The sequence below is a fragment of the Actinoplanes sp. NPDC048791 genome (assembly GCF_040650095.1).
In the GTDB taxonomy this organism is placed as follows: Bacteria; Actinomycetota; Actinomycetes; order Mycobacteriales; family Micromonosporaceae; genus Actinoplanes.
In genome coordinates this window covers 1-18,220 of record NZ_JBEZGQ010000055.1, presented here as the reverse complement: position 1 = coordinate 18,220, position 18,220 = coordinate 1, and the positions used below count along the sequence as shown (strand labels likewise).

The 18,220-nt window shown below is 70.8% G+C and carries 18 protein-coding genes; 5 read left to right on the top strand and 13 right to left on the bottom strand.

Annotated features, from left to right (window positions below):
- The 8 genes from AB0C29_RS07120 to AB0C29_RS07085 form a co-directional block, all read right to left on the bottom strand.
- Positions 1-182 (bottom strand): hypothetical protein (locus AB0C29_RS07120; protein ID WP_360816374.1); only part of this gene is annotated, 182 nt, incomplete at its 3' end.
- Positions 183-248: 66 nt separating this feature from the next.
- Entirely contained in the window at positions 249-641 is a 393-nt protein-coding gene (locus tag AB0C29_RS07115) for an ester cyclase (protein WP_360816371.1), read from the bottom strand.
- Between the two features lie 41 nt (positions 642-682).
- Positions 683-2,308, bottom strand: a complete 1,626-nt coding sequence (locus AB0C29_RS07110) for an alpha-amylase family glycosyl hydrolase (RefSeq protein ID WP_360816368.1) — start codon at positions 2,306-2,308, stop codon at positions 683-685.
- Positions 2,309-2,346: 38 nt separating this feature from the next.
- Complete coding sequence (locus AB0C29_RS07105; protein WP_360816365.1) at positions 2,347-2,574, bottom strand: hypothetical protein; 228 nt, start codon at positions 2,572-2,574, stop codon at positions 2,347-2,349.
- Positions 2,575-2,653: 79 nt separating this feature from the next.
- Positions 2,654-3,016 carry a hypothetical protein gene (locus AB0C29_RS07100; RefSeq protein ID WP_360816362.1) on the bottom strand — a complete coding sequence of 121 codons (363 nt, stop codon included), beginning with the start codon at positions 3,014-3,016 and terminating at the stop codon, positions 2,654-2,656.
- 79 nt (positions 3,017-3,095) lie between these two features.
- Complete coding sequence (locus AB0C29_RS07095; RefSeq protein ID WP_360816359.1) at positions 3,096-4,670, bottom strand: FMN-binding glutamate synthase family protein; 1,575 nt, start codon at positions 4,668-4,670, stop codon at positions 3,096-3,098.
- A gap of 58 nt (positions 4,671-4,728) precedes the next feature.
- Positions 4,729-5,769 carry a hypothetical protein gene (locus tag AB0C29_RS07090; protein ID WP_360816356.1) on the bottom strand — a complete coding sequence of 347 codons (1,041 nt, stop codon included), beginning with the start codon at positions 5,767-5,769 and terminating at the stop codon, positions 4,729-4,731.
- Positions 5,766-6,257 (bottom strand): SigE family RNA polymerase sigma factor, encoded by a 492-nt coding sequence (locus AB0C29_RS07085; RefSeq protein WP_360816353.1) that lies wholly within the window; start codon positions 6,255-6,257, stop codon positions 5,766-5,768. The genes AB0C29_RS07090 and AB0C29_RS07085 overlap by 4 nt, the downstream gene beginning before the upstream one ends.
- 162 nt (positions 6,258-6,419) lie before the next feature.
- Here AB0C29_RS07085 and AB0C29_RS07080 point away from each other — a divergent pair, with 162 nt between their 5' ends.
- Both AB0C29_RS07080 and AB0C29_RS07075 read left to right on the top strand, forming a co-directional pair.
- Positions 6,420-7,508 (top strand): oxidoreductase, encoded by a 1,089-nt coding sequence (locus tag AB0C29_RS07080; RefSeq protein ID WP_360816350.1) that lies wholly within the window; start codon positions 6,420-6,422, stop codon positions 7,506-7,508.
- An 87-nt stretch (positions 7,509-7,595) separates the two neighbouring features.
- Positions 7,596-8,948: an AfsR/SARP family transcriptional regulator gene (locus tag AB0C29_RS07075; RefSeq protein WP_360816347.1), complete on the top strand. Its 1,353-nt coding sequence runs from the start codon at positions 7,596-7,598 to the stop codon at positions 8,946-8,948.
- Positions 8,949-8,998: 50 nt separating this feature from the next.
- On the opposite strand, the gene AB0C29_RS07070 is transcribed toward AB0C29_RS07075, so the two are convergent.
- Complete coding sequence (locus AB0C29_RS07070; protein ID WP_360816344.1) at positions 8,999-10,660, bottom strand: hypothetical protein; 1,662 nt, start codon at positions 10,658-10,660, stop codon at positions 8,999-9,001.
- Positions 10,661-10,789: 129 nt separating this feature from the next.
- The gene (locus tag AB0C29_RS07065) at positions 10,790-12,349 is read right to left on the bottom strand and encodes a DUF4173 domain-containing protein (RefSeq protein ID WP_360816341.1); all 1,560 of its coding nucleotides are present in this window, start codon (positions 12,347-12,349) and stop codon (positions 10,790-10,792) included.
- A gap of 112 nt (positions 12,350-12,461) precedes the next feature.
- Here AB0C29_RS07065 and AB0C29_RS07060 point away from each other — a divergent pair, with 112 nt between their 5' ends.
- The 3 genes from AB0C29_RS07060 (at position 12,462) to AB0C29_RS07050 (ending at position 14,423) form a co-directional block, all read left to right on the top strand.
- Entirely contained in the window at positions 12,462-12,935 is a 474-nt protein-coding gene (locus AB0C29_RS07060; protein WP_360816338.1) for a hypothetical protein, read from the top strand.
- A gap of 105 nt (positions 12,936-13,040) precedes the next feature.
- Positions 13,041-14,021, top strand: a complete 981-nt coding sequence (locus tag AB0C29_RS07055; RefSeq protein ID WP_360816335.1) for an MsnO8 family LLM class oxidoreductase — start codon at positions 13,041-13,043, stop codon at positions 14,019-14,021.
- A gap of 21 nt (positions 14,022-14,042) precedes the next feature.
- Positions 14,043-14,423, top strand: a complete 381-nt coding sequence (locus tag AB0C29_RS07050) for a TM2 domain-containing protein (RefSeq protein ID WP_360816333.1) — start codon at positions 14,043-14,045, stop codon at positions 14,421-14,423.
- Here AB0C29_RS07050 and AB0C29_RS07045 read toward each other — a convergent pair.
- The 3 genes from AB0C29_RS07045 to AB0C29_RS07035 are packed head-to-tail and all read right to left on the bottom strand — an operon-like array spanning position 14,401 to position 17,580.
- On the bottom strand, positions 14,401-16,041 hold the full coding sequence (locus AB0C29_RS07045; RefSeq protein ID WP_360816330.1) for a hypothetical protein: 1,641 nt from the start codon (positions 16,039-16,041) through the stop codon (positions 14,401-14,403). The two genes, AB0C29_RS07050 and AB0C29_RS07045, sit on opposite strands and share 23 nt — an antisense overlap.
- Before the next feature lie 24 nt (positions 16,042-16,065).
- Entirely contained in the window at positions 16,066-16,269 is a 204-nt protein-coding gene (locus tag AB0C29_RS07040; RefSeq protein ID WP_360816327.1) for a hypothetical protein, read from the bottom strand.
- A gap of 9 nt (positions 16,270-16,278) precedes the next feature.
- Positions 16,279-17,580 carry a hypothetical protein gene (locus tag AB0C29_RS07035; protein ID WP_360816324.1) on the bottom strand — a complete coding sequence of 434 codons (1,302 nt, stop codon included), beginning with the start codon at positions 17,578-17,580 and terminating at the stop codon, positions 16,279-16,281.
- Positions 17,581-18,220: the final 640 nt, after the last annotated feature.

Below are 18,220 nucleotides of genomic sequence, written 5' to 3'. Positions count from 1 at the left end.
GCGTCCCGATGAGCCCCCGCTGCCCGCAACGCCGCGGCACGGACGTAGTGCAGCCCGGCCGGCCCGTCCTCGAGGCAGCCGGTCAGCTCGGCCAGGCGCGCTTCGACGCCCCGGCGCACCTCGTCCGGATCACCCTCGTGAGCCGCCGCCACCAGGCGCATGACTTCGGCGTTGTCCAGCATGCCGACCCGATCGGCAGCGGCCCGGCCGACTTGAGGCCCAGCGCCCGGGACCCTTGTCGGTGGTGTTCAAGCTGCCAGTTGCCGGGCGATGGACTGGGCGTCGAGGAGGTACCACATGCGCTCGAAGCGGCCGTCGCGGAAGTGGTAGAAGGCGTACTCGGTGAAGGTGACGTCGCGGCCGGTGGGCTGAAGTCCGAGCCACTCCTTGACGGGGGTGCCGGTGTCGGTCAGCCGGGCCGCCACCCGGTCGCCCTCGATGATCAGGTCCTCGAGGTGGTAGACGAGGTTCTGCACCGAGTCCATGGCCTGCTGCAACGCGGCGACGTAGTCGTCGCGGGAGACTGGTTCACCGTTGAAGACGATGGTGTCGTGGGCGAACTCGGCCATGCGGTGCAACTCGCGGGCGTTGACCGCGTCGAGGTAGTCACGGTAGACCTTGCGCAGGTCAGTGCTGCCCATCGGAGACTCCTTCCGGGGGACGCCGGACGCGCCGCAACGGATCAGGCTGTCGCCGGACCCGCGGCCCGGTAGGTGAAGATCCCATAGCCGAAACCGGCCACCGTGAAACCGTCGGAGGTGGCCGTGATTCCGGATGCCAGCAGTGCAGTGGCGCCGACCGCCTCGGCGGCGGCCAGCGTCGCCGGTTCCCGGCGGGGATTGACGACGACCAGGTGGGACTCGCCGCGCACGTACGCGAACGGGTAGCCGTCGTGAATCACCCGCGTGGTCGCCCGGGTCCTGAGCGCGGGCGTGGCCTGCCGCAGGGCGATGAGCTCACGGACAAGGTTGAGCGTCGATGACGGGTCCGTCTCCTGTGCGGCCACCGTGGGCCGGTCCGGTGCCGGGTCGACGGGCAGGTAGAGCCGGGACGACTCGGCCGTGGAGAAGCCGGCGTTCGGCCGGGCGTCCCACTGCATCGGGGTACGGCAGCCGGCCCGGTTGTACGCCGGGTTGCACACCGCTCCCTCCACGTTCGGCAGGCCCGGCAGGTATCGCATGCCGATCTCGTCGCCGTAGTACAGGCACGGCACGTTTCCCCAGGTGAACAGGAAGGTCAGCGCGGCGCCGAGCTGCTCGGCGGTCCGCGGGCCGCAGCAGAGCCGGTCGTAGTCGTGATCGGCGGTCGACATCACGACCAGCCGATCCGGATCCCCGGCGCGGGCCGCGTCCCAGGCATCGAGGAAGACCCGGGTGCTGCCCCTGCCCGCGGCGTCGAAGAACGGTTCGCGTGGTTCGTGGAACGGCAACAGGCCGGCGTAGTGGTTGTCGAAGAGGCTGCCGTGTTCCTCATGGATGACGAGGAAGAAGTCGGCGTCGAAGGCGGCCGGTCCGCCCGTGCGGGGCTCCGTGCCCTCGGGTATCAGAACGGCGTCCGGATACTCGGCATCCAGCCACTCGCGGATCTCGCGCCACAGGGCCACCGTCTCGGCCAGGCCGTCGGCCAGCTGCTCGTCCTTGACCAGCGAGAACGCCATGTCCACCCGGAAGCCGGCAATACCCCGGTCGAGCCAGAAGGCGATGATGTCCTTGAGCGCCTGCCGGTTGCGACGCGGGCCGGGCGCATCGATCGGGTCGCGCCATGCCGGGTCTCCGGGCCGCCGCACCCACCCGAAGTTGAGCGCGGGCTGCTCGTCGTAGAAGTTCTTGAGGTAGTAGCCCTGGCGGCGGCCCGGCGACGGCACCCAAGCCGGTGTGCCTGGAATGTCAAGATTCCACGCTCGGTCCGGCAGGTCCTCGCACCAGATGTAACGGTTGCCGTCCGGGTCCGGCCCGTCGGCGGCCAGCTCCCGCTGGAACCATGCGTGCTCGATCGAGGTGTGCCCGGCGACCAGGTCGAGCATGACCCGGATACCGCGTTCCTTGGCCGCGGCCACCAGCTCGACCAGGTCGTCGTTGGTTCCGTAGCGCGGAGCGATCGAGTAGTAGTCGGAGACGTCGTAGCCCGCGTCCACGAACGGCGACGCGAAACACGGGTTGAACCAGATCACGTTCACGCCGAGCGAGGCGATGTGGTCCAGGCGCGAGATCACGCCCCGAAGATCGCCGACGCCGTCGCCGTCCGAGTCGGAGAACGACTGCGGGTAGATCTCGTACAGGACGGCGTCGGCAAACCAGTCTCGGCCCATGACCGCCATGCTAGAGAGACCTCGCCGAGGTGACGGACCTAATCCGCGGCACGGTGGCGCCCACCGCCGCCTGGCTTGGCAGCGGCCGGGCTGCGCTCGACCGCCTGGTCGGTGGGCTGCTCGCCGACGGAGTCCTTGTTGATCCATTCATGCGGGGCAGCGGACACCTCGGTGCGCAGATCCGACAGCCAGTGTTCCAGATCGTCGCTTGGTCGATCCGGACCAACAGGCTCGCTGTTCGAGCCGGGGTCCTCGATGGCGCTCATCGCGGCGCACGCTCCGATCGGTCGGGTGCGGTCAGGCTGAGAGTAGCTGGCTTGCGCGAGGCGCTGATGTCGCCCGAGGTCAGTCCCGCACGGGCCTGCTCTGTTCGATGACGTCAGCCTCGGCCGCCTCCATCGGTACGGCGTCAAGGTCCAGGTTCGCCGAGCTCAGGGCCGGCGAGTCGCCGGTCGTGCTGGATGCCGCGGTGGTGGCGGCAGCCTTGGGTCGCCGGTTCCGCGGCCGGCGCGGCTTGTCACTGGTGACCGCCGGGCTCGGTTGCCCGGCGTCAGGCTCAGGCAGACCCGGTGGGTTCTGCTCGGCTGACGGCCCGCCGGCGCTTACCGTACGGACGGCAGCGGTGATCTTTTCGTACTGCTCTCGCCCGGCGCGCGCGCCCAGCACATATCCCGCGGCGAAGCCGGCGGCCAATTTCACGATTCTCATGGGCAGGTTCTCCATCTACTCGGTGGGTCGGGCCACTGGACCCTGTCGTACGTGCTGATCAGGCGGGGCAGGCGCCGGCTCATGGCATCGCCGAGCGCGACGGCGGAGCGGTGCCGCCCTGCGGTTCGGTGGCGTGCATGAGCTCGGCGATGGTCGATCGGTCCGCCTCCGCCGGCAGACCCCAGCCGGGCTGGTAGCCGTACACCTGGTCCAGGCCGGTGGCCGCGGTGCGGCCGTCGAGGATCTCCACGGAGCCGGTGTCGATCAGGCCGGGATGTTCGACGCCGCACGCCTCGGCGACCTTGAGCAGGTCGCGGCGCAGGGTTTTGATGTAGTTGGCGGCGCGCACGCTCTTGAGCGCGGGGTCCAGTCCTCGGGTGAGCCAGGGGTTCTGGGTGGCGACACCGGTCGGGCACGTGTCGGTGTGGCACTTCTGCGCCTGGATGCAGCCGATCGCCAGCATGGCCTCGCGGGCCACGTTGACCATGTCGCAGCCCAGTGCGAACGCGACCACGGCGTTGTCGGGCAGCCCGAGCTTGCCGGCGCCGATGAAGACCACCTGCTCGTGCAGGCCACGCTGGGCGAACATGGCGTACACCCGGGCGAAGCCGACCTGGAACGGCAGTGACACCGTGTCGGTGAAGATCAGCGGCGCGGCGCCGGTGCCGCCCTCGCCGCCGTCGATGGTCACGAAGTCGACGCCGCGTCCGGTTGTGGCCATCAGCGAGGTCAGCTCGTCCCAGAAGTCGAGGTCGCCGACCGCCGACTTGATGCCGACCGGCAGGCCGGTCTCCGCGGCCAGCAGCTCCACCCAGTCGAGCAGGCTGTCGGTGTCGGAGAACTCGGCGTGCCGTGACGGGCTCACGCAGTCGACGCCCTGGGTGATGCCGCGGGTGGCGGCGATCTTCGCCGACACCTTCGCGGCCGGCAGCAGGCCGCCGAGGCTGGGCTTGGCGCCCTGGCTGAGCTTGATCTCGAGGGCGCGCACCGGGGCGCCGGCCACCAGATCCTTGAGCCGCTGCAGGTCGAAGCGGCCGTGCTCGTCACGGCAGCCGAAGTAGGCGGTGCCGATCTGGAAGACGAGATCGCCGCCGTGCCGATGGTACGGCGACAGCCCACCCTCCCCGGTGTTCTGCCAGCAGCCGGCCAGCGCGGCGCCCTTGTTCAGCGCTTCGATCGCGTTGCCGGACAGCGAGCCGTAGCTCATGCCGGAGATGTTGACGACCGAGGAGGGCCGGAACGCCCGCGCTCGGCCGCGCGCGGCCCCGAGGATCTTGGCACACGGTACGGACGCCTCGTAGCCGGCGGCCGGCGCGGACCGCGGCACCGCCCGCCCGAACGTACGGTGCTTGATGATCGGATACCCGGCGGTGTACTCGATGTCGTTGTCGGTCCCGAAGCCGAAGTAGTTGTTCTCCTTCTTCGCCGACGCGTAGACCCAGCGCCGCTGGTCGCGGGTGAACGGCCGCTCCTCGTCGTTGCCGGCCACCACGTACTGCCGCAGCTCGGGACCGATGGCTTCGAGGAGGTACCGGCCGTGGCCGATGACCGGGAAGTTGCGCAGCAGGGCGTGGTCGCGCTGCAGGAGATCACGGACGGCGACCGCCGCCAACGCTGACACTGCGGCCGCCGCGGCGCCGATGCCCACCTTCATGCCGCATCATGTTGCCCCCAGCCGGACCGCTAAACAGCAGTTGGCAACCGACCTTCACCTAAGGCACGACCGGGCCCCAGCCGTCCTGACTGGTGCAACTGCCGATCGTCGCCTCCCCGACCATCCGCTCGAGAGCCGCGAAGCTGGTCGGGCCGATGGCCTCGATGTTGATCCCGCAGTCGCCGGCCCTGACCACCAAGGTGGCTCGTGGGGCGCCGCTACGGCCGACCGGGAGCTCCCGGTACCACGTCGGGTGACCAGCGAAGGTGTGAGTCGGCGGCGTCCCCTCGGTCCAGCGAGTGAGCCAGCCGGGCGACACGGGCTCCACGCGCACCGAGATGCCGGTGTCCTCCGAAGGCTCCTTGACGGGCGGAGTCAGCAGGATGCTCTCGGTCTTCTTGTCCTTGCTGACCTCGACGGACGCCGGGACCAGCCCGTCCGGCACCCAGCCCAGCTGCACCGGACCGCTCGGCCGGACCGGCCGGGCGAACCGGATCGCCCGTGCGGTGGCGAGCAGGTCCGCCTTGCTTGACACACTGCTGAAGGTCACCCCGTACCCGTCCCGCGTCTCCCACCTGAGCAGGTGCTCCGTGGTGGGTTTCGAGTACATCCAGCGTGGCGCCGGCCGGGCCAGGTACCACCCGTCCCGGTCACCCACGCGGACCCGTACGGACCCCTCGATCGGGCCGCGTCCGAAAGTCCCGGGGCTGGCGACGTACAGGTTGAACTGCATTCCGTCGTCGTCCCGGACGGCCGCCAGATACTGGCTGTTGGTCTCGACGAGATACGTCGAAACCGTCAGTCCTTTGCCCGGAGCGAGACTCACGGTCAGTTTTGATCCCGACCGTGGGCCGGCCGGGGCAGCGGATGCCGACGGTGCCGCCGGTGCGATCGGTGGCGCGGACTCATGACGTACGGCGTACGGCACGACCAGGACCGACACCAGTACCGCGGCCGCCGTACCGGCCGCGGCGGTCACCCGGCGCCGGCGGCGGATCCGGGCCGCTCCGGCCCGGGCGTCCTCGATCAGCCCGCGCTCGTCCGGCGCCCGGCGGGCCTGCTCCTCCAGGGTCCGGCGCAGATCATCAACGGTGTTCACAGCTGTGCCTCCTGGTGGTTCCGGATCGTCTCGGTGGTGATCTCCACCCGCAAAGTGGCCAGGGCGCGGCTGGCGTACGCGCGGACCGTCGACGCCCGGCAGCGCATCACGTCGGCGATCTCGTTGTCGGTCAGCCCCTCGTAGTAGCGGAGCACCAGCACAGCTCGCTGCTGGCGAGGAAGCTCGGCCAGCAGGTTCCACAGGTCGTCCCCGGGATCGGCCCGTTGCTCGACGGCCCGTTCATGGGCGCCGGTGAGCGGCACGGTCGCCACCCGCCGCCGGCGACGCCACGACAGGTACTCGTTGGTGAGCATGCGGCGCACGTACGCGTACGGCTCGTCCACCCGCTCGATGCGGTTCCACTTGACCAAGGCCCGGGTCAGTGTCTCCTGGACGAGGTCCCGGGCCTGCTCCGGATCGTGGCTGAGCAGCGTGGCGTACCGCAGCAGGGCGGGTGACCGCGCCGTCGCGAACTCCTCGAAATGCATCCGGCCTCCTGTGCGAAACGGTCTCTGTCTCCTTTGACGCGGGCACGACCGGATCCGCTGTGCCGCTCGACGATCGTCGTTGTCGGGCTTCCGGCAGCCGGCTTGTGCCGAGCCGCTGAGGGCGGAACGGTCGGGGTATCCGGCTCTGGTTCGGGGGCACACATGCGCACAGTCACGGTCCTTGCCGTAATTGCAGCACTGGTCGGCGCCGCCGCCGATCCAGCGTCCGCCGTCGCCAGGCCCGCAGGCGGCGGGCCGTCGTGGCGGTTCACCCGGACCGCGACCACCAACCGGCTGGTCATCGCCGATGTGGTCAGCCGGTCGGTGATCTGGGCCGTCGGTGGCGGCGAGACCATGCCGGTCACAGACGGTAGCGTGGTTGTCACAACCGATGGCGGTAGGTCGTGGCGTGACGTCACTCCGCCGGGCGGTGCGATGGAGAACTTCCGCGACGTGATGGCGTTCGGTCGCGACGAGGCCGTGGTGCTGTCCACGGGCGACGGGGAGACCGAGCCGACACAGATCTACCGTACGGTCGATGGCGGCGACAGCTGGCGGGTGGTGTTCGACGATGCCCTGCCCGCTTTCTACAACTGCTTCGCCTTCTTCGACCGGCGGCGCGGTCTGGCGATGAGTGACCCGGTCGGCGGCAAGTTCCGCATCGCCGGGACCACCGATGGCGGACGGTCGTGGCGGGTGCTGCCGGACGCCGGGATGCCGCCGGCGCTCGATGGGGAGTTCGGTCGAGCCACCGGCACGTGTCTTCAGGCATCGGGCCCGGGCTACGCCTGGTTCGGTACGTCAACACCGGCCGGCGTCGACAACCGAGTCTTCCGGACGACGGACGGCGGTCACACCTGGAGGGTTGCGACCGTGCCGCTGCCCGGCGGGGATGACGCCGGAGTGCGGTCGCTGTCGTTCCAGGACCGGCGGCACGGCATCGCCGTCGGCGGTCCCTCCGCCACGGACACCGGCCAGGCGGCCGTCACGGCGGACGGCGGCCGCACCTGGTCGCCCGCCGGGTCGCCGGCCGGCTTCCATAACGGGGTCACCTGGATACCCGGGAAGCGCAGCACCGCGATCGCGGTGGGCCCGAGCGGGAGCGATATCAGTACCGACGGTGGTCGCCACTGGCGGCACTTCGACGACGCGCACCTGCTCGGCGTGGACTGCGCCCCCGGCGCCGGGTGCTGGGCGGTCGGCCGAGGCGGGCTGGCGGCCCGCCTGTCGCTGAGCCGAGGGCGGGCGTAGGCCACAGCGCTGACTGCGGACGGATACCGGTTGTCCGATACTCAACGCGTCGCATCGGCCTCCGGCTATCGGTGGCAGGGTGGGTGCGTGGAACTCCTGGTACTGGGTCCGCTGACTGTCCGGCAGGGAGGACGGGACGTCGTCGTCCCCGCCGCGAAGGCGCGCGCCGTGCTGGCGTACCTGGTGGTGCACTGTGGGCAGCTGGTCACCTCCGAGGCTCTGAGCGCGGAGCTCTGGCCCAGCGGTCCGCCGGTGAGCGCCGTGAACACCCTGCAGACGTACGTGTCACAGCTGCGCCGTCTGCTCGAACCGGATCGCAGCCCCGGCGACCGGCCGCGCGTGCTGCGCTCGGTGCCGGGCGGGTACGTGCTTGATCTGCCGCCGGCCCAGGTGGACAGCCGCCGGTTCGAGGAGGCGGTGCGCGGTGGCCGGGCGGCCCTGGAAGCGCACGAGTACGACAAGGCCGCGGATCTGCTGTCCGCCGCTCTCGGATGGTGGCGTGGGCCGGCGTACGGGAACGTGCCCGGCGACAGTGCGGCACGGGAGGCGGCCCGGCTGGAGCACTGCCGGCTGGTGGCCACCGAGCTGCGGATCGACGCGGATCTTGCGCTCGGCCGCCACGCCGACGTGGTCGGGGAGCTCGAGGGCCTGGTGCTGGCCAACCCGTGGCGCGAGGAACTGGTGGCCCAGCTCATGCTGGCGCTCTACCGGTCCCGGCGGCAGGCTGACGCGCTCGGCGTCTACCGTGCCGCCCGGGCGCGGCTGGTCGGGGAACTGGGCGTCGAACCCGGGCCGGAACTGCTCCGGCTGGAGCAGCGCGTCCTGCGGCAGGACCCGGATCTTGAGATCGGCGGTGTCCCGGCTGTATCGCCACGAGCACCGCTGACGCCTTCCGATGCGCTTCCTCGGGCGGAGCGCAGGCGCCCGTGGCGGCTGATCGCGGCTGTCGCCGTACTGTTGATCGCGGTTGCTACCGCGCTGAGCTGGGGTGACGGCAAGGCGCCGCAGGCGCCTCCCGCGGGCGGGGTCTTCTCGGAATTCGACGTGGCTGTGCGGCCCGGCATCGGCTACGACCTGGACGTCCCGGCCGGGCGGCCCAGCGACTGGCATGCCACCAACAACCCGCGCTCGCCGGACTATGACTACCTCGACCTGTACCGCACCAGCCCCGCCGCTCCGCACGACCAGATCTCCGGCGTCGACCTGACCAACACCAACGCCTTCAACGCCGTGCACGCGGTCAACCAGGGCGACCCACCACAGGTCTGCCGGGGCCTGCCCCGCCAGGGTGGTGGCAACGTCCGGCTCGCCGGCCTGTCCGCCGGTGCCGAGATGTGCTTACGGACGCATGCCGGCCGGTGGGCGCTGCTCACCGTGGCCCGGATGCCCGAGAACCGGCAGTCGGTCCTGCCGCTGCACGTCGTCGTCCTGAACGACTGAGCGTTCCCGCCGGCGCCGCGGTTCGGGCGCCGGCGGCAACAGGTACGCCGTCAGCAGGTGCGCTGAGCCACGCACGGGTCGAGCACCCGCAGGTGACTCCACACCGCCGAGGTCCAGTCGAGGGTGGGGTCGGGGTCGCCGGGACGGTTGTAGAGCTTCGCCACGTACGAGGTCACGCCGTCGGCGGTATACGGTTCCCAGTTGGCCTGCCCGTAGGCGAGCCAGGGGTCGGGCCGGCCGAAGGCGGTGTACTGGTTGCCCGACTCGGCCTCGATGGCGAAGAGGTTCTGCGACCCGGTGTCACCGAAGTACATGCCGTACTCGGCCATGGCCCGCAGGAACACCTTCTTCCACGGCTGCACCGGCAGCGCGTCGATCTGCTGCGAGGTCAGGTCGAGCTGCAGCAGCGCGCCCATCGGCGGCGCGTCCACGGTGTTCGCGCAGGTCTGGCCCTTGCCGCGGGCCGGGTAGACGAAGGTGCCGTTGTCGCAGTCGATTACGATGTTCAGCGCGTGGTTGATCCGGCCGGCCTGGAGTTCTTCCGCGCGTACCCGTCCGGCCAGCCCGGCGAAGTGTGCTGCCGTGCCGTGCCCGACGCCGCTGGGCTCGCAGTTGGTGCCGTCCGCCGGCACGCCGGGGGAGCATTCGCCGACGACCCGGGACCGGCCGCCGAAGGAGATCTGCAGGGTGCCGCCCGGCGCGGGAAGACCGCTACCGCGGACCTGCCACATGTCGTACGACCAGCCGGTGCTCTGATCCACCACGGTGAGGTGCCGGTCCGCGCCGGCCGCCGCGGACCAGCCGCCCTCCGGAGCGGCTTGCGCCGGGATGCGAACGCTCATGCCGTCGATGGTGCAGTTCCCGCCGTACGACAGGCAGTCGATCACGTACGACGGGTCGCCGGGCTGCGCGTAGTAGGTGGGTTCGCCGCCGACGCCACGCGGGTCCGCGCTGATGTGCCCGGGGTAGTCACGGGCGGAGATGTCACCCAGGATGCGTCCCTTGATCGCGTCGGAGCGCTGCGTGCTGCCGCCGATGGGCCGCGGATTCGCGGGGATCGGGGTGTTGAACGGGCTGCTCGCCTCGAACGGCCGCCAGCACGCCGGTGGCCAGGCGCCGGGACCGAAGGAGCCCCAGGCCGGGGTGCATGTCGGCCCAGGAGTCACTGTCGCGGCGGCGTACGCGGCCCGCACGTTGCTGTCGCCGCCACCGGCGGTGGTGAACCGCAGCCGGAGATCGTTGAGATCGGCCTGGACGATCCCGGTAGCGCTCACCGAACGCCAGGTGAAGCCGCCTCCGGCGGGAATCGTGGTGCTGGCCAGCGTCCGGCCGGCCGTCACGATCTCGACCTGCAACTGGGTGCCGGCGCCGGTGTTTGCGTAGAACCAGCCGGCGACGGACGCCGTGCCGCCGGTGAGGGATGTGGTCGCAAGCGTGACTTCTGTACGCCGGCCGGTGCCGCCGGCATAAATGTAGTCGGCAGCGGATACGGATGCCGGTTGTACGACGGCGTCGTCGAGCGCCGACCACGCCGGGCCCGAGGTACCGCTGGTCCATTCCCGCACGATGTCACCGTCGGGGCGCAGCACCACGCTGGTGTCCGCCGCCGCCGCGGGCGGCCCCGGTGGAGCGGCCCCGGCGGGTTCGGCCAGGGCGGTGGATGCCAGCAGCAGGGCCGCGGCCAAGGCGAGGGAACGGTGCAACGGTGTCATGGGAAACCTCCGTGCCGTAGGAGCAGAGTGCTCCTTCCACCGTCGCGGCGGCACTGGAGAGGCGCTGAAGGACCGCGTGAGAAAACCTGGAGATGGTGGAGCTCCGGCGCGGAACCGGAGCTCCATCGCTCATCGTCGTTTCTTGGGCAGGTCGAACTGGTCGGCGGCGCGGCAGTCCTTCTGGCTTCCGATCGCGGCGGGACCCAGTTCGGCGAGGGCTTCGCGGGCCCGTTGCCGGCCGAGGTTCCAGGCGTACCAGGGGTCGGGGTCCTCGAGGTCCTCGGCGATCCAGCTGAGCGTGCACCGGCGTACCGGATCCGGCAGTTTTGTCAGGGCCGGCGTCGCGTCGGCGGACAGAGCTCGCAGGTACCAGGCGTCGATCTTGCCGGAGCCTTCGTAGCGGGCCGCGTTGCGGCTGGCCACATAGCCCTCGGGGTCGAGGGCGGCGAGGCCGAGCAGCATCAGCACGGCGAGACCGACGGTGGCTCCGGGGATCCAGCGGCCCTGCCACTTGATGCCGGCGACCGCGATCAGCACGAAGATCACGCCGAGCAGCATTTCGGAGGCCATCACGAAGATCCGCTCACCGGTGAAGCTGTAGACCCGCTGGTACTCCCACATCCGCGACAGCGCGGACGCGACGATGATGACGCTCAGGGCGCACAGCAGACCCAGCAGCACGCGGAGCAGTAGCCGTTCCGCCGGCTGGTCCCGTTTCGCCCAGCGGGCCAGGCTCGCGATCAGCGCAAGGGACAGCAGCGTGACCGCGACCAGCTGCCAGAAGCCGCTCCGGGCGTACTGCGAATAGCTGAGCCCGGCCGTCTCCAGCACGTGCCGGCTTCCCCCGAACAGCACGGTGAACTGCACGGCGACGAAACCGCCGAAGAGCAGCACGAGCGCGGCGCCGGCCGGCGCCCACTCGATCAGGCCGAATCGGCCCCTGCCTTCGGTGTCCAGGCTGGACGTCGTCGGCGGTGCGGTCAGCGTGTAGATCCCGGAGACGGCGAGCAGACCACCGGCCGCCGCCAGGAAGATCCACTGGAAGATCGAGTCGATGCTGAGATCGGGGATGGCGTCGTCCAGCAGCCGGGAGAACGCGACGTCGGCGGACGACAGCAGCGCACCGAAGACCAGCAGCACCACAGCGGTGAGGGCGACCGAGAAGAGGATCCGCCGGGCGATTCCCGGATTGCGGCCCGCTTTCAGGTGCCTGCGGACCCACGGGATGCCGGCCAGCGCGGCGTACGGGGCAGCCACCAGGCTGAACAGGATCGATCTGATCTGGCGGCCGCCGACGATCGCCAGCGCGGTGCAGCCGATCGCGCCCAGCACACTGAACGTCACCAGCCACCACGCGTTGCGGAACGCCGGGATGAGCAGCAGGGCCAGCGCTGCCACGGCCCAGCCGGAGCGGAGCAGCCGCTTACGGCGCGGCAGGCCGGCGGATCGCCGGACGGCGAACGCGACTCCCAGCGTCAGCGCCAGCCAGCCGAGGAACCAGCCGATGCCCACCCGGTTCAGCGGCAGGAAGATCAGGAAGCCGGCGGCGCCGGCGACCACGCCGGCCGGGACGGCCCAGCCCCGGGCCTCCTTCGGCCCGGGCCAGTGCTTCTTGCGGAACGTCTGCCACATGCCCGGCGGCCGCTCGTACGTGCCGAGCGGGCGCGGCGGGTACTGGGGACTGTGCATTTGCGGACGTTGGGGAGCCGGTGGCAGAACCTTCGCCGGCGGGACGGCTGAGGGTGCCGTGGCCGGGCTCTTGGCAGCTGCCGGAGCAGCTGCCGGACCGGCCGTAGCCGGGGTGGTGGCGGCCGGTTTGGCGACGGCCGGGCCGGCGACTGCCGGTTTGGTGGGGGCCGGGATGGTGACGGCCGGCCTTTCCGCGGGATTCTCGGCTTGGTCGGCCAGTTTGGTGACGGCCGGGGTGGTGACGGCCGGCGTTGCCGCGGATTTCTGGGGTTGGCCGGCCGGCCTGGTGGCGGCCGGTTCGGTGACGGCCGGTTCGGTGGCGGCCGGGGCCGACGCCTCAACGGGAACCATCGGCACGAAGATCGCGTATCCCCGCGTACCGGGCGGAACCAGGACCGGTATCGCCCAGGCCGGTTCCCCTTCGGCGCCCGGCCAGACCAGCGACGGGATCGCTTCGGTGGGCGGCATGACCAGCAGCTGGGGCGGGCCCGCGGAGGCGGCCTCCGCCGCCTTCGGGGGATCAGGCTGTTTCGATGGCAGATCCGCCACTGCACCCTCCTGGGTTGATCAGTTCGGCACACGGTGAGCCGATCGCGCGGCATTTCGTGCGTTGGGACGGGTCCGTATCGCCGCGACGACGGGAGAGTAGCCTGCGGGAACAAGATCCGCCCGTACGGACGCTGGCATCGGTGTGATCAACGCCGAAGTTCGACTCTCGCTGCTGGACCGGTCACGCACCCGTAGCGGCGAAACCGACGGTGCGGCGCTCCGGGGCACCGTGGCTCGCGCGACGCGGGCTGAGCAGCTCGGCTATCACCGCTTCTGGGTCGCTGAGCACCACGGAGTCCCCGGGATTGCGGGCGCCGCCCCGGCGCCGCTGCTGACCGCCGTCGCCGCCGCCACGACGATGATCCGGCTCGGCTCGGCCGGTGTCATGCTGCCGCACCACCAGCCGCTCGTCGTCGCCGAGCAGTTCGCCACGGTGTCCGCCTTCGCTCCCGGCCGCGTCGACCTCGGGCTGGGCCGCTCGCCGGGCTTCACCGCGCCGGTGCGCCGGGCCCTGCGGCAGACCGACGGCGACTTCGCGGCGGACCTGGCCGAGCTGCGTGACTTCCTCACCGGTACGGCGGAGATCACCCTGCACCCGCAGCCGGACGGTCCCGTCCCGCTGTACGTGCTGGCCACCGGAACCGGCCTGCGGATCGCGGCACGACTGGGCCTCCCGGCGATCGTGGGCGGCCCGCTGCTCGGCGCGGACGGTGCCCAGGCGCTGGCCGACTACCGGCGTACCTTCCAGCCTTCCGCCCAGCAACCCGAGCCGTGGCTGGCGATCAGTGCGGACGTGCTGATCGCCGACACCGACGCGGAAGCCGCCGACCTGCTGCTGCCCGAGGCGTGGGCGATGGCCCAGAGCCGTACGACCGGAGTGTTCCCGCCGCTCGAACCGGTGGCTGCCGCCCGCGCCGCTGCCCGCACCCCGCGCCAGCAGCAGTACCTCGACCAGATCACCGCCGCGGCGATCACCGGCCCACCCGACCGGGTGCAACGCCGCCTCACCGAGATACTCGACCGCACCGGAGCTGCCGAACTGGTCGCCACCGGCAGCACCTTCGACCGCGACGCTCTGCACGCCTCGGACGCCGCCCTGGCCGCCATGTTCTCCCGCCCCTGATCTCCGACTATCGTTGCGCCGATGAGTTCGAGCACGCCTGTACCCGCATCCGGCCCGGTCGCCCTGCCCGGCTGGCAGCGGTACACCGTGCTGATGGCCGAGGCGGACTACCGGTCGGTCAAGAAGGACCCCCGGGTCGCGTACGCGTTGTGGTGCGTGGTCGGCATTCTCGGCGGGCACCGTTTCTACCTGGGGGACACCGGCCGGTCCATCGCGATGCTGTGCACCTTCGGTGGGCTCGGCCTGTGGACGCTGCTCGACGTGTTCTTCGTGGGACGCCGGGTGCGCGCGGTCAACCGGTCACGCCGGTCAGCGATCATGGCCCGGTACGGCATCGTCGAGGACCTGTCCGACGAGAAGCAGAATCCCGTGACCACCCTCAGAACCGGACGTCCAGGCTGACCTCGCGCGGGCCGTCGAATCGTCCCTCCGTCACCGAGATCAGCACCTCCGTGCGCACCGGCGCCCCGCAGGCCGGGCAGGCGCCGGTCAGTATGGCCGCGTAACCGTCCTCGAACTCGCGTATCCGGTCCTCGTCGCGGTACTTCCACACGGGCGGACCCTGCACCCGCGCCGAGGTGCCGCAATCCGGGCACGGCACGTGCAGTACCGCGTCCGCCGGTTCGAGACGCGGGCCGACGGCAGCCGATCCGTGCAGCCGGAGGACGACGGTGCGGCCCCGCTGAAAGCGCACGCGCAGCAGGTCCGGATCTTCGGTCAGCAGGCGACTCAGCGGTCCCGGCGGCAGCGGGTCCAGACCGGCGCGGATCTGCCGGGCCGTGAACAGGTGGGCCAGGCGCAGCACCTCTGAGCCGAGGTCGACGGCCAGCGCGCGCCGCAGGTCGCCGTCGACGGCTGCGTGCAGCAGGTCGGCGACCGGCCCGGTGCCGAACCAGTCGTGCTCGGTGATCCACTCCGCGGCGGTGTGGTCGTCCGGTGCCGCCAGCCACGCCGCCAGCCCATCCGATTCCACGGCACTGTCCGCTTCCACGACGCGATGCGCCCAACCCAGGACGGCGCGGAGAAGCCGCGCTTGCTGCACCGGGTCCAGGCCGTCCGCCGGATCTTCCAGGGGGTACGCGGACCGCTCCCACCGTGGCAGCCGGCCCAGGATGCCCAGCAGCTCGACGTCTGTCGCGCTGCGGTGCAGACGCTGGAGTGGCTCCCACAGTTCGGGCGCGTATTCGAGCAGGTGAGGGAACTCGGCCAAGGTCGCCAGGTGCGCCTCGTCGTCGAAGACCAGAATCCGGGAAGCGACCGCCGCAACGACCCCCGGGCTGTCGATCAGGCGCAGGCGCCGGGCCGCCGTACGCCCCACCCAGCCGTCGTCGGCCAGGTATCCCAGGAGTGCCCGGAACACATCGTCGGTCAGCGGGCGGTCGACCAGCGCCTCGACGTACTGCTCCCGGACCTCGCGTACCGTCTCGACGCGCGCTGCGGCGACGAACGCCGGCGTGTCCCGCCACTGCAACTTGCGCACCGCGGCCAGCCGTACCTCCGCGCTCACGTCGGTCAGCGCCCGGTGCGCGTCCTCCGGGCCGAACCGGGAACTTCCACGCAGCGCCTCGAGCCGGACGACGGGCGAGGGGTCGGCGAGGAAGCGGCGGTTGAGCTCCACGGGACGGTCGATGGGAAGGACCGCCCGCAGCGCCCGTACCCGGAGCCGTTCCTCGCTGCTCGTCTCCAGCTCGCGGCGCACCGGCTCGGCGTCGGGGCCGAGGAAGTACAGCAGCCGGCCGACGCGGTCGTCGTCCTCGGCCAGGTCGACGACCGCCCGGCCGATCCGTTCGTCGGCCGTGGCATGCCGGCGGAGGACGGCGGCCAGGGCTCCCGCCGCGGCGTCGCTCACGTTGTCCCAGCGCTCGGCCATACCACCGGCCGTCTGCACCTCGGCACCGTCGTGCAGCGCCATGTCGAGCAGCTTGCCGATGACCTCGGGCCCACCGTCCCGCGCGGCTCGCCCGACGGCCAGCAGCCGGATCATGTCATCCGGGTCGTTCAGGTCTTCGGCGAGCGACACCCCACGACGATAGGTCACGCCCCTTCACAGCTGCGGTATCGCCCGCAGCACGGTGCCGGTGGCGGTATCGATGACCACCAGGAGCCCGCCACCGCGGGCGTACCGCGGGTCGCTCAGCAGCACCTCCGCCACCGGCCCGTCGATCTCCACCTCGGCGTCGGGCAAGGACGGGCGACGGAGCTCGGCCGCTTTCGCCCGCGCGATGGCGATGAGCTCAGCATCCGTCACCGCTCCAACCTAGTTGCCCGGGTAGCTGCGGAGGTACACCGCCTCGATGCCGCGGGCGGGTTCGGGCAGGAGGTTCGTCGCCGACGACACGAAGGCGACGTGGTGGCCGTGCGCATCGATCGCCGGGTCGTTGCTGTCGCTGTCGGCCTGTCCGCCCGACGCCGGCACACTCGCCCGGGTGTTGCGCCCGGTGCGCAGATCACGGATGAACACATCGGAGAGCTCATTGGTGTCACCCGCCACGATGGTCGGGTCCGGCGACACGAAGGCGGCGTAGCGCCCGGTCGCGCTGAGTGCGGCCTGGCCGCTGCCCATGCTCAGCTGTCCACCGGTACGCGAAACGCTCACCCGCCGGGTCGTGCCGGACCGGCGGTCCCGCAGGAACACGTCGGCAACGTCGTTGACGTCCTCCGGGACCAGGTTCGATCCAGTCGACGTGAACAGCACGTACCGGCCACCGGCACTGACCCCGCCGACGTTGCTCTCCCCGTTGGCCGGTACGCCGCTGCCCGACCGGCTGACCATCGTGGTCGTACGGGCCCGCAGGTCACGCAGGTAGACCTCCCATTGTCCGGCGCCGTCGGTGGCGAGATTCCCGGCATTCGAGGTGAAGGCCACGTACCGGCCGTCGGCGCTGACAGCCGCGTCGTAGCTCTCGGCGTCGCCGGGGTGGCCCTGGCTGGACACGCTGACCTGCTCGATGCGCGCAGTGCCGCGACGCCAGACAAAGACGTCGGGCGTGTCGTTCGTGTCGCCGGGCAGAACAGCGTTGCGACTGCTGAATGCGATCACGCGGCCGTCGCGGCTGATCGACGGGCTGTCCGCGTACGGCGCGTAGGGCGCGCCTTCGCCGGCCGGCGGGATGCGTACCGTGCTGCCGGTCCGCCGGTCGTGCAGAAAGATGTTGCCCGTCGAGTTGGGATCGCCGGCGACCACGTTCGTGGCGAAGGACAAGAAGGCGATGTAGCGACCGTCGCCACTGATGGAGGGCTGGTAGCTCGCTCCGTCGAGTTGCGCGCCGGTGGCGGACAGGCTGACCCGGCTGATGACGCCCGTGCGGACGTCGCGGACGAACACGTCCCAGGCTCCGTTGGTGTCCCGGCGAACCAGGTCGGACGCGGCCGAGGTGAACGCCACGTAGCGGCCGTTCGCGGAGATGGCCGGCTCGTTGCTGAAGTTGTCGGGTGCCCCTCCGGTGGGAGACGCGCTGACCCGGATCGTCGTGGCCCCGGGGATGGCTGACGCGGGCGAGCCCCAGGCGCCGGCGATGAGCGAAACGACTGCGGTAACGGCAGCGGCACGAGAGCCCATGGTCATATCCCTCTGTCCGAAGACGCGGCGACCTTCCCTTGAGGACTGTCCTCCTGCGTGCCGTCGACGGGCAATGGTCGGTGCAGCCGGCATCTGAAGCGGGCGACCGCCGCCGAGAAAATCTATGTCCAGATCACTAGACAAGCTCGGTGGACCTGGCTAATGTTGTCCGGGTTGACAGCAGAGATCGCCGAAGACGCAGACGATCTGACCGAGCGTCAAGCAGGGCCCGGATGTTCTCGTGGCTCGCTCGGCACAGCAAGAGCAAGGCGCACGGCAAGACCCCGGCGTAAGTCCAGGTCGGGGCACATCAGGCGGGGCCGATGCTGGTTCGGGGCTCCGCTTGGGAAGACGTCCGTCGCACGTGTGCGGGGCCATGAAGTCGCGTGGGGCTTCGACACCGGCGGACAGCACGACAGCAGTGAAAGTGGGAAGCAGAGGAAAGGGAGGGCCGAACACCGTTGGATCGCCCGCCACCAGCCCGTCATTTCGTGCTGGGGTGGACACCGCAGTTTCCATCGAACGAGAGGTGGTCTCCGGTCACGCTTATGCGATCCTCGCACCCGAAACCGTCATCGGCGGTAGGTGCGGATACGGCAACCCGACGTACCTGTCGGTAGATGGTGTTTCTGACCCGTAG

Bases quoted from the DNA above. Each gene is read 5' to 3' on its own strand.
- AB0C29_RS07080 (WP_360816350.1), top strand. From the start codon at position 6,420: ATGCGCACAGTCACGGTCCTTGCCGTAATTGCAGCACTGGTCGGCGCC.
- AB0C29_RS07065 (WP_360816341.1), bottom strand. From the start codon at position 12,349: ATGCACAGTCCCCAGTACCCGCCGCGCCCGCTCGGCACGTACGAGCGG.
- AB0C29_RS07110 (WP_360816368.1), bottom strand. From the start codon at position 2,308: ATGGGCCGAGACTGGTTTGCCGACGCCGTCCTGTACGAGATCTACCCG.
- AB0C29_RS07115 (WP_360816371.1), bottom strand. From the start codon at position 641: ATGGGCAGCACTGACCTGCGCAAGGTCTACCGTGACTACCTCGACGCG.
- AB0C29_RS07070 (WP_360816344.1), bottom strand. From the start codon at position 10,660: ATGACACCGTTGCACCGTTCCCTCGCCTTGGCCGCGGCCCTGCTGCTG.
- AB0C29_RS07050 (WP_360816333.1), top strand. From the start codon at position 14,043: ATGAGTTCGAGCACGCCTGTACCCGCATCCGGCCCGGTCGCCCTGCCC.
- AB0C29_RS07085 (WP_360816353.1), bottom strand. From the start codon at position 6,257: ATGCATTTCGAGGAGTTCGCGACGGCGCGGTCACCCGCCCTGCTGCGG.
- AB0C29_RS07035 (WP_360816324.1), bottom strand. From the start codon at position 17,580: ATGGGCTCTCGTGCCGCTGCCGTTACCGCAGTCGTTTCGCTCATCGCC.
- AB0C29_RS07095 (WP_360816359.1), bottom strand. From the start codon at position 4,670: ATGAAGGTGGGCATCGGCGCCGCGGCGGCCGCAGTGTCAGCGTTGGCG.
- AB0C29_RS07105 (WP_360816365.1), bottom strand. From the start codon at position 2,574: ATGAGCGCCATCGAGGACCCCGGCTCGAACAGCGAGCCTGTTGGTCCG.
- AB0C29_RS07100 (WP_360816362.1), bottom strand. From the start codon at position 3,016: ATGAGAATCGTGAAATTGGCCGCCGGCTTCGCCGCGGGATATGTGCTG.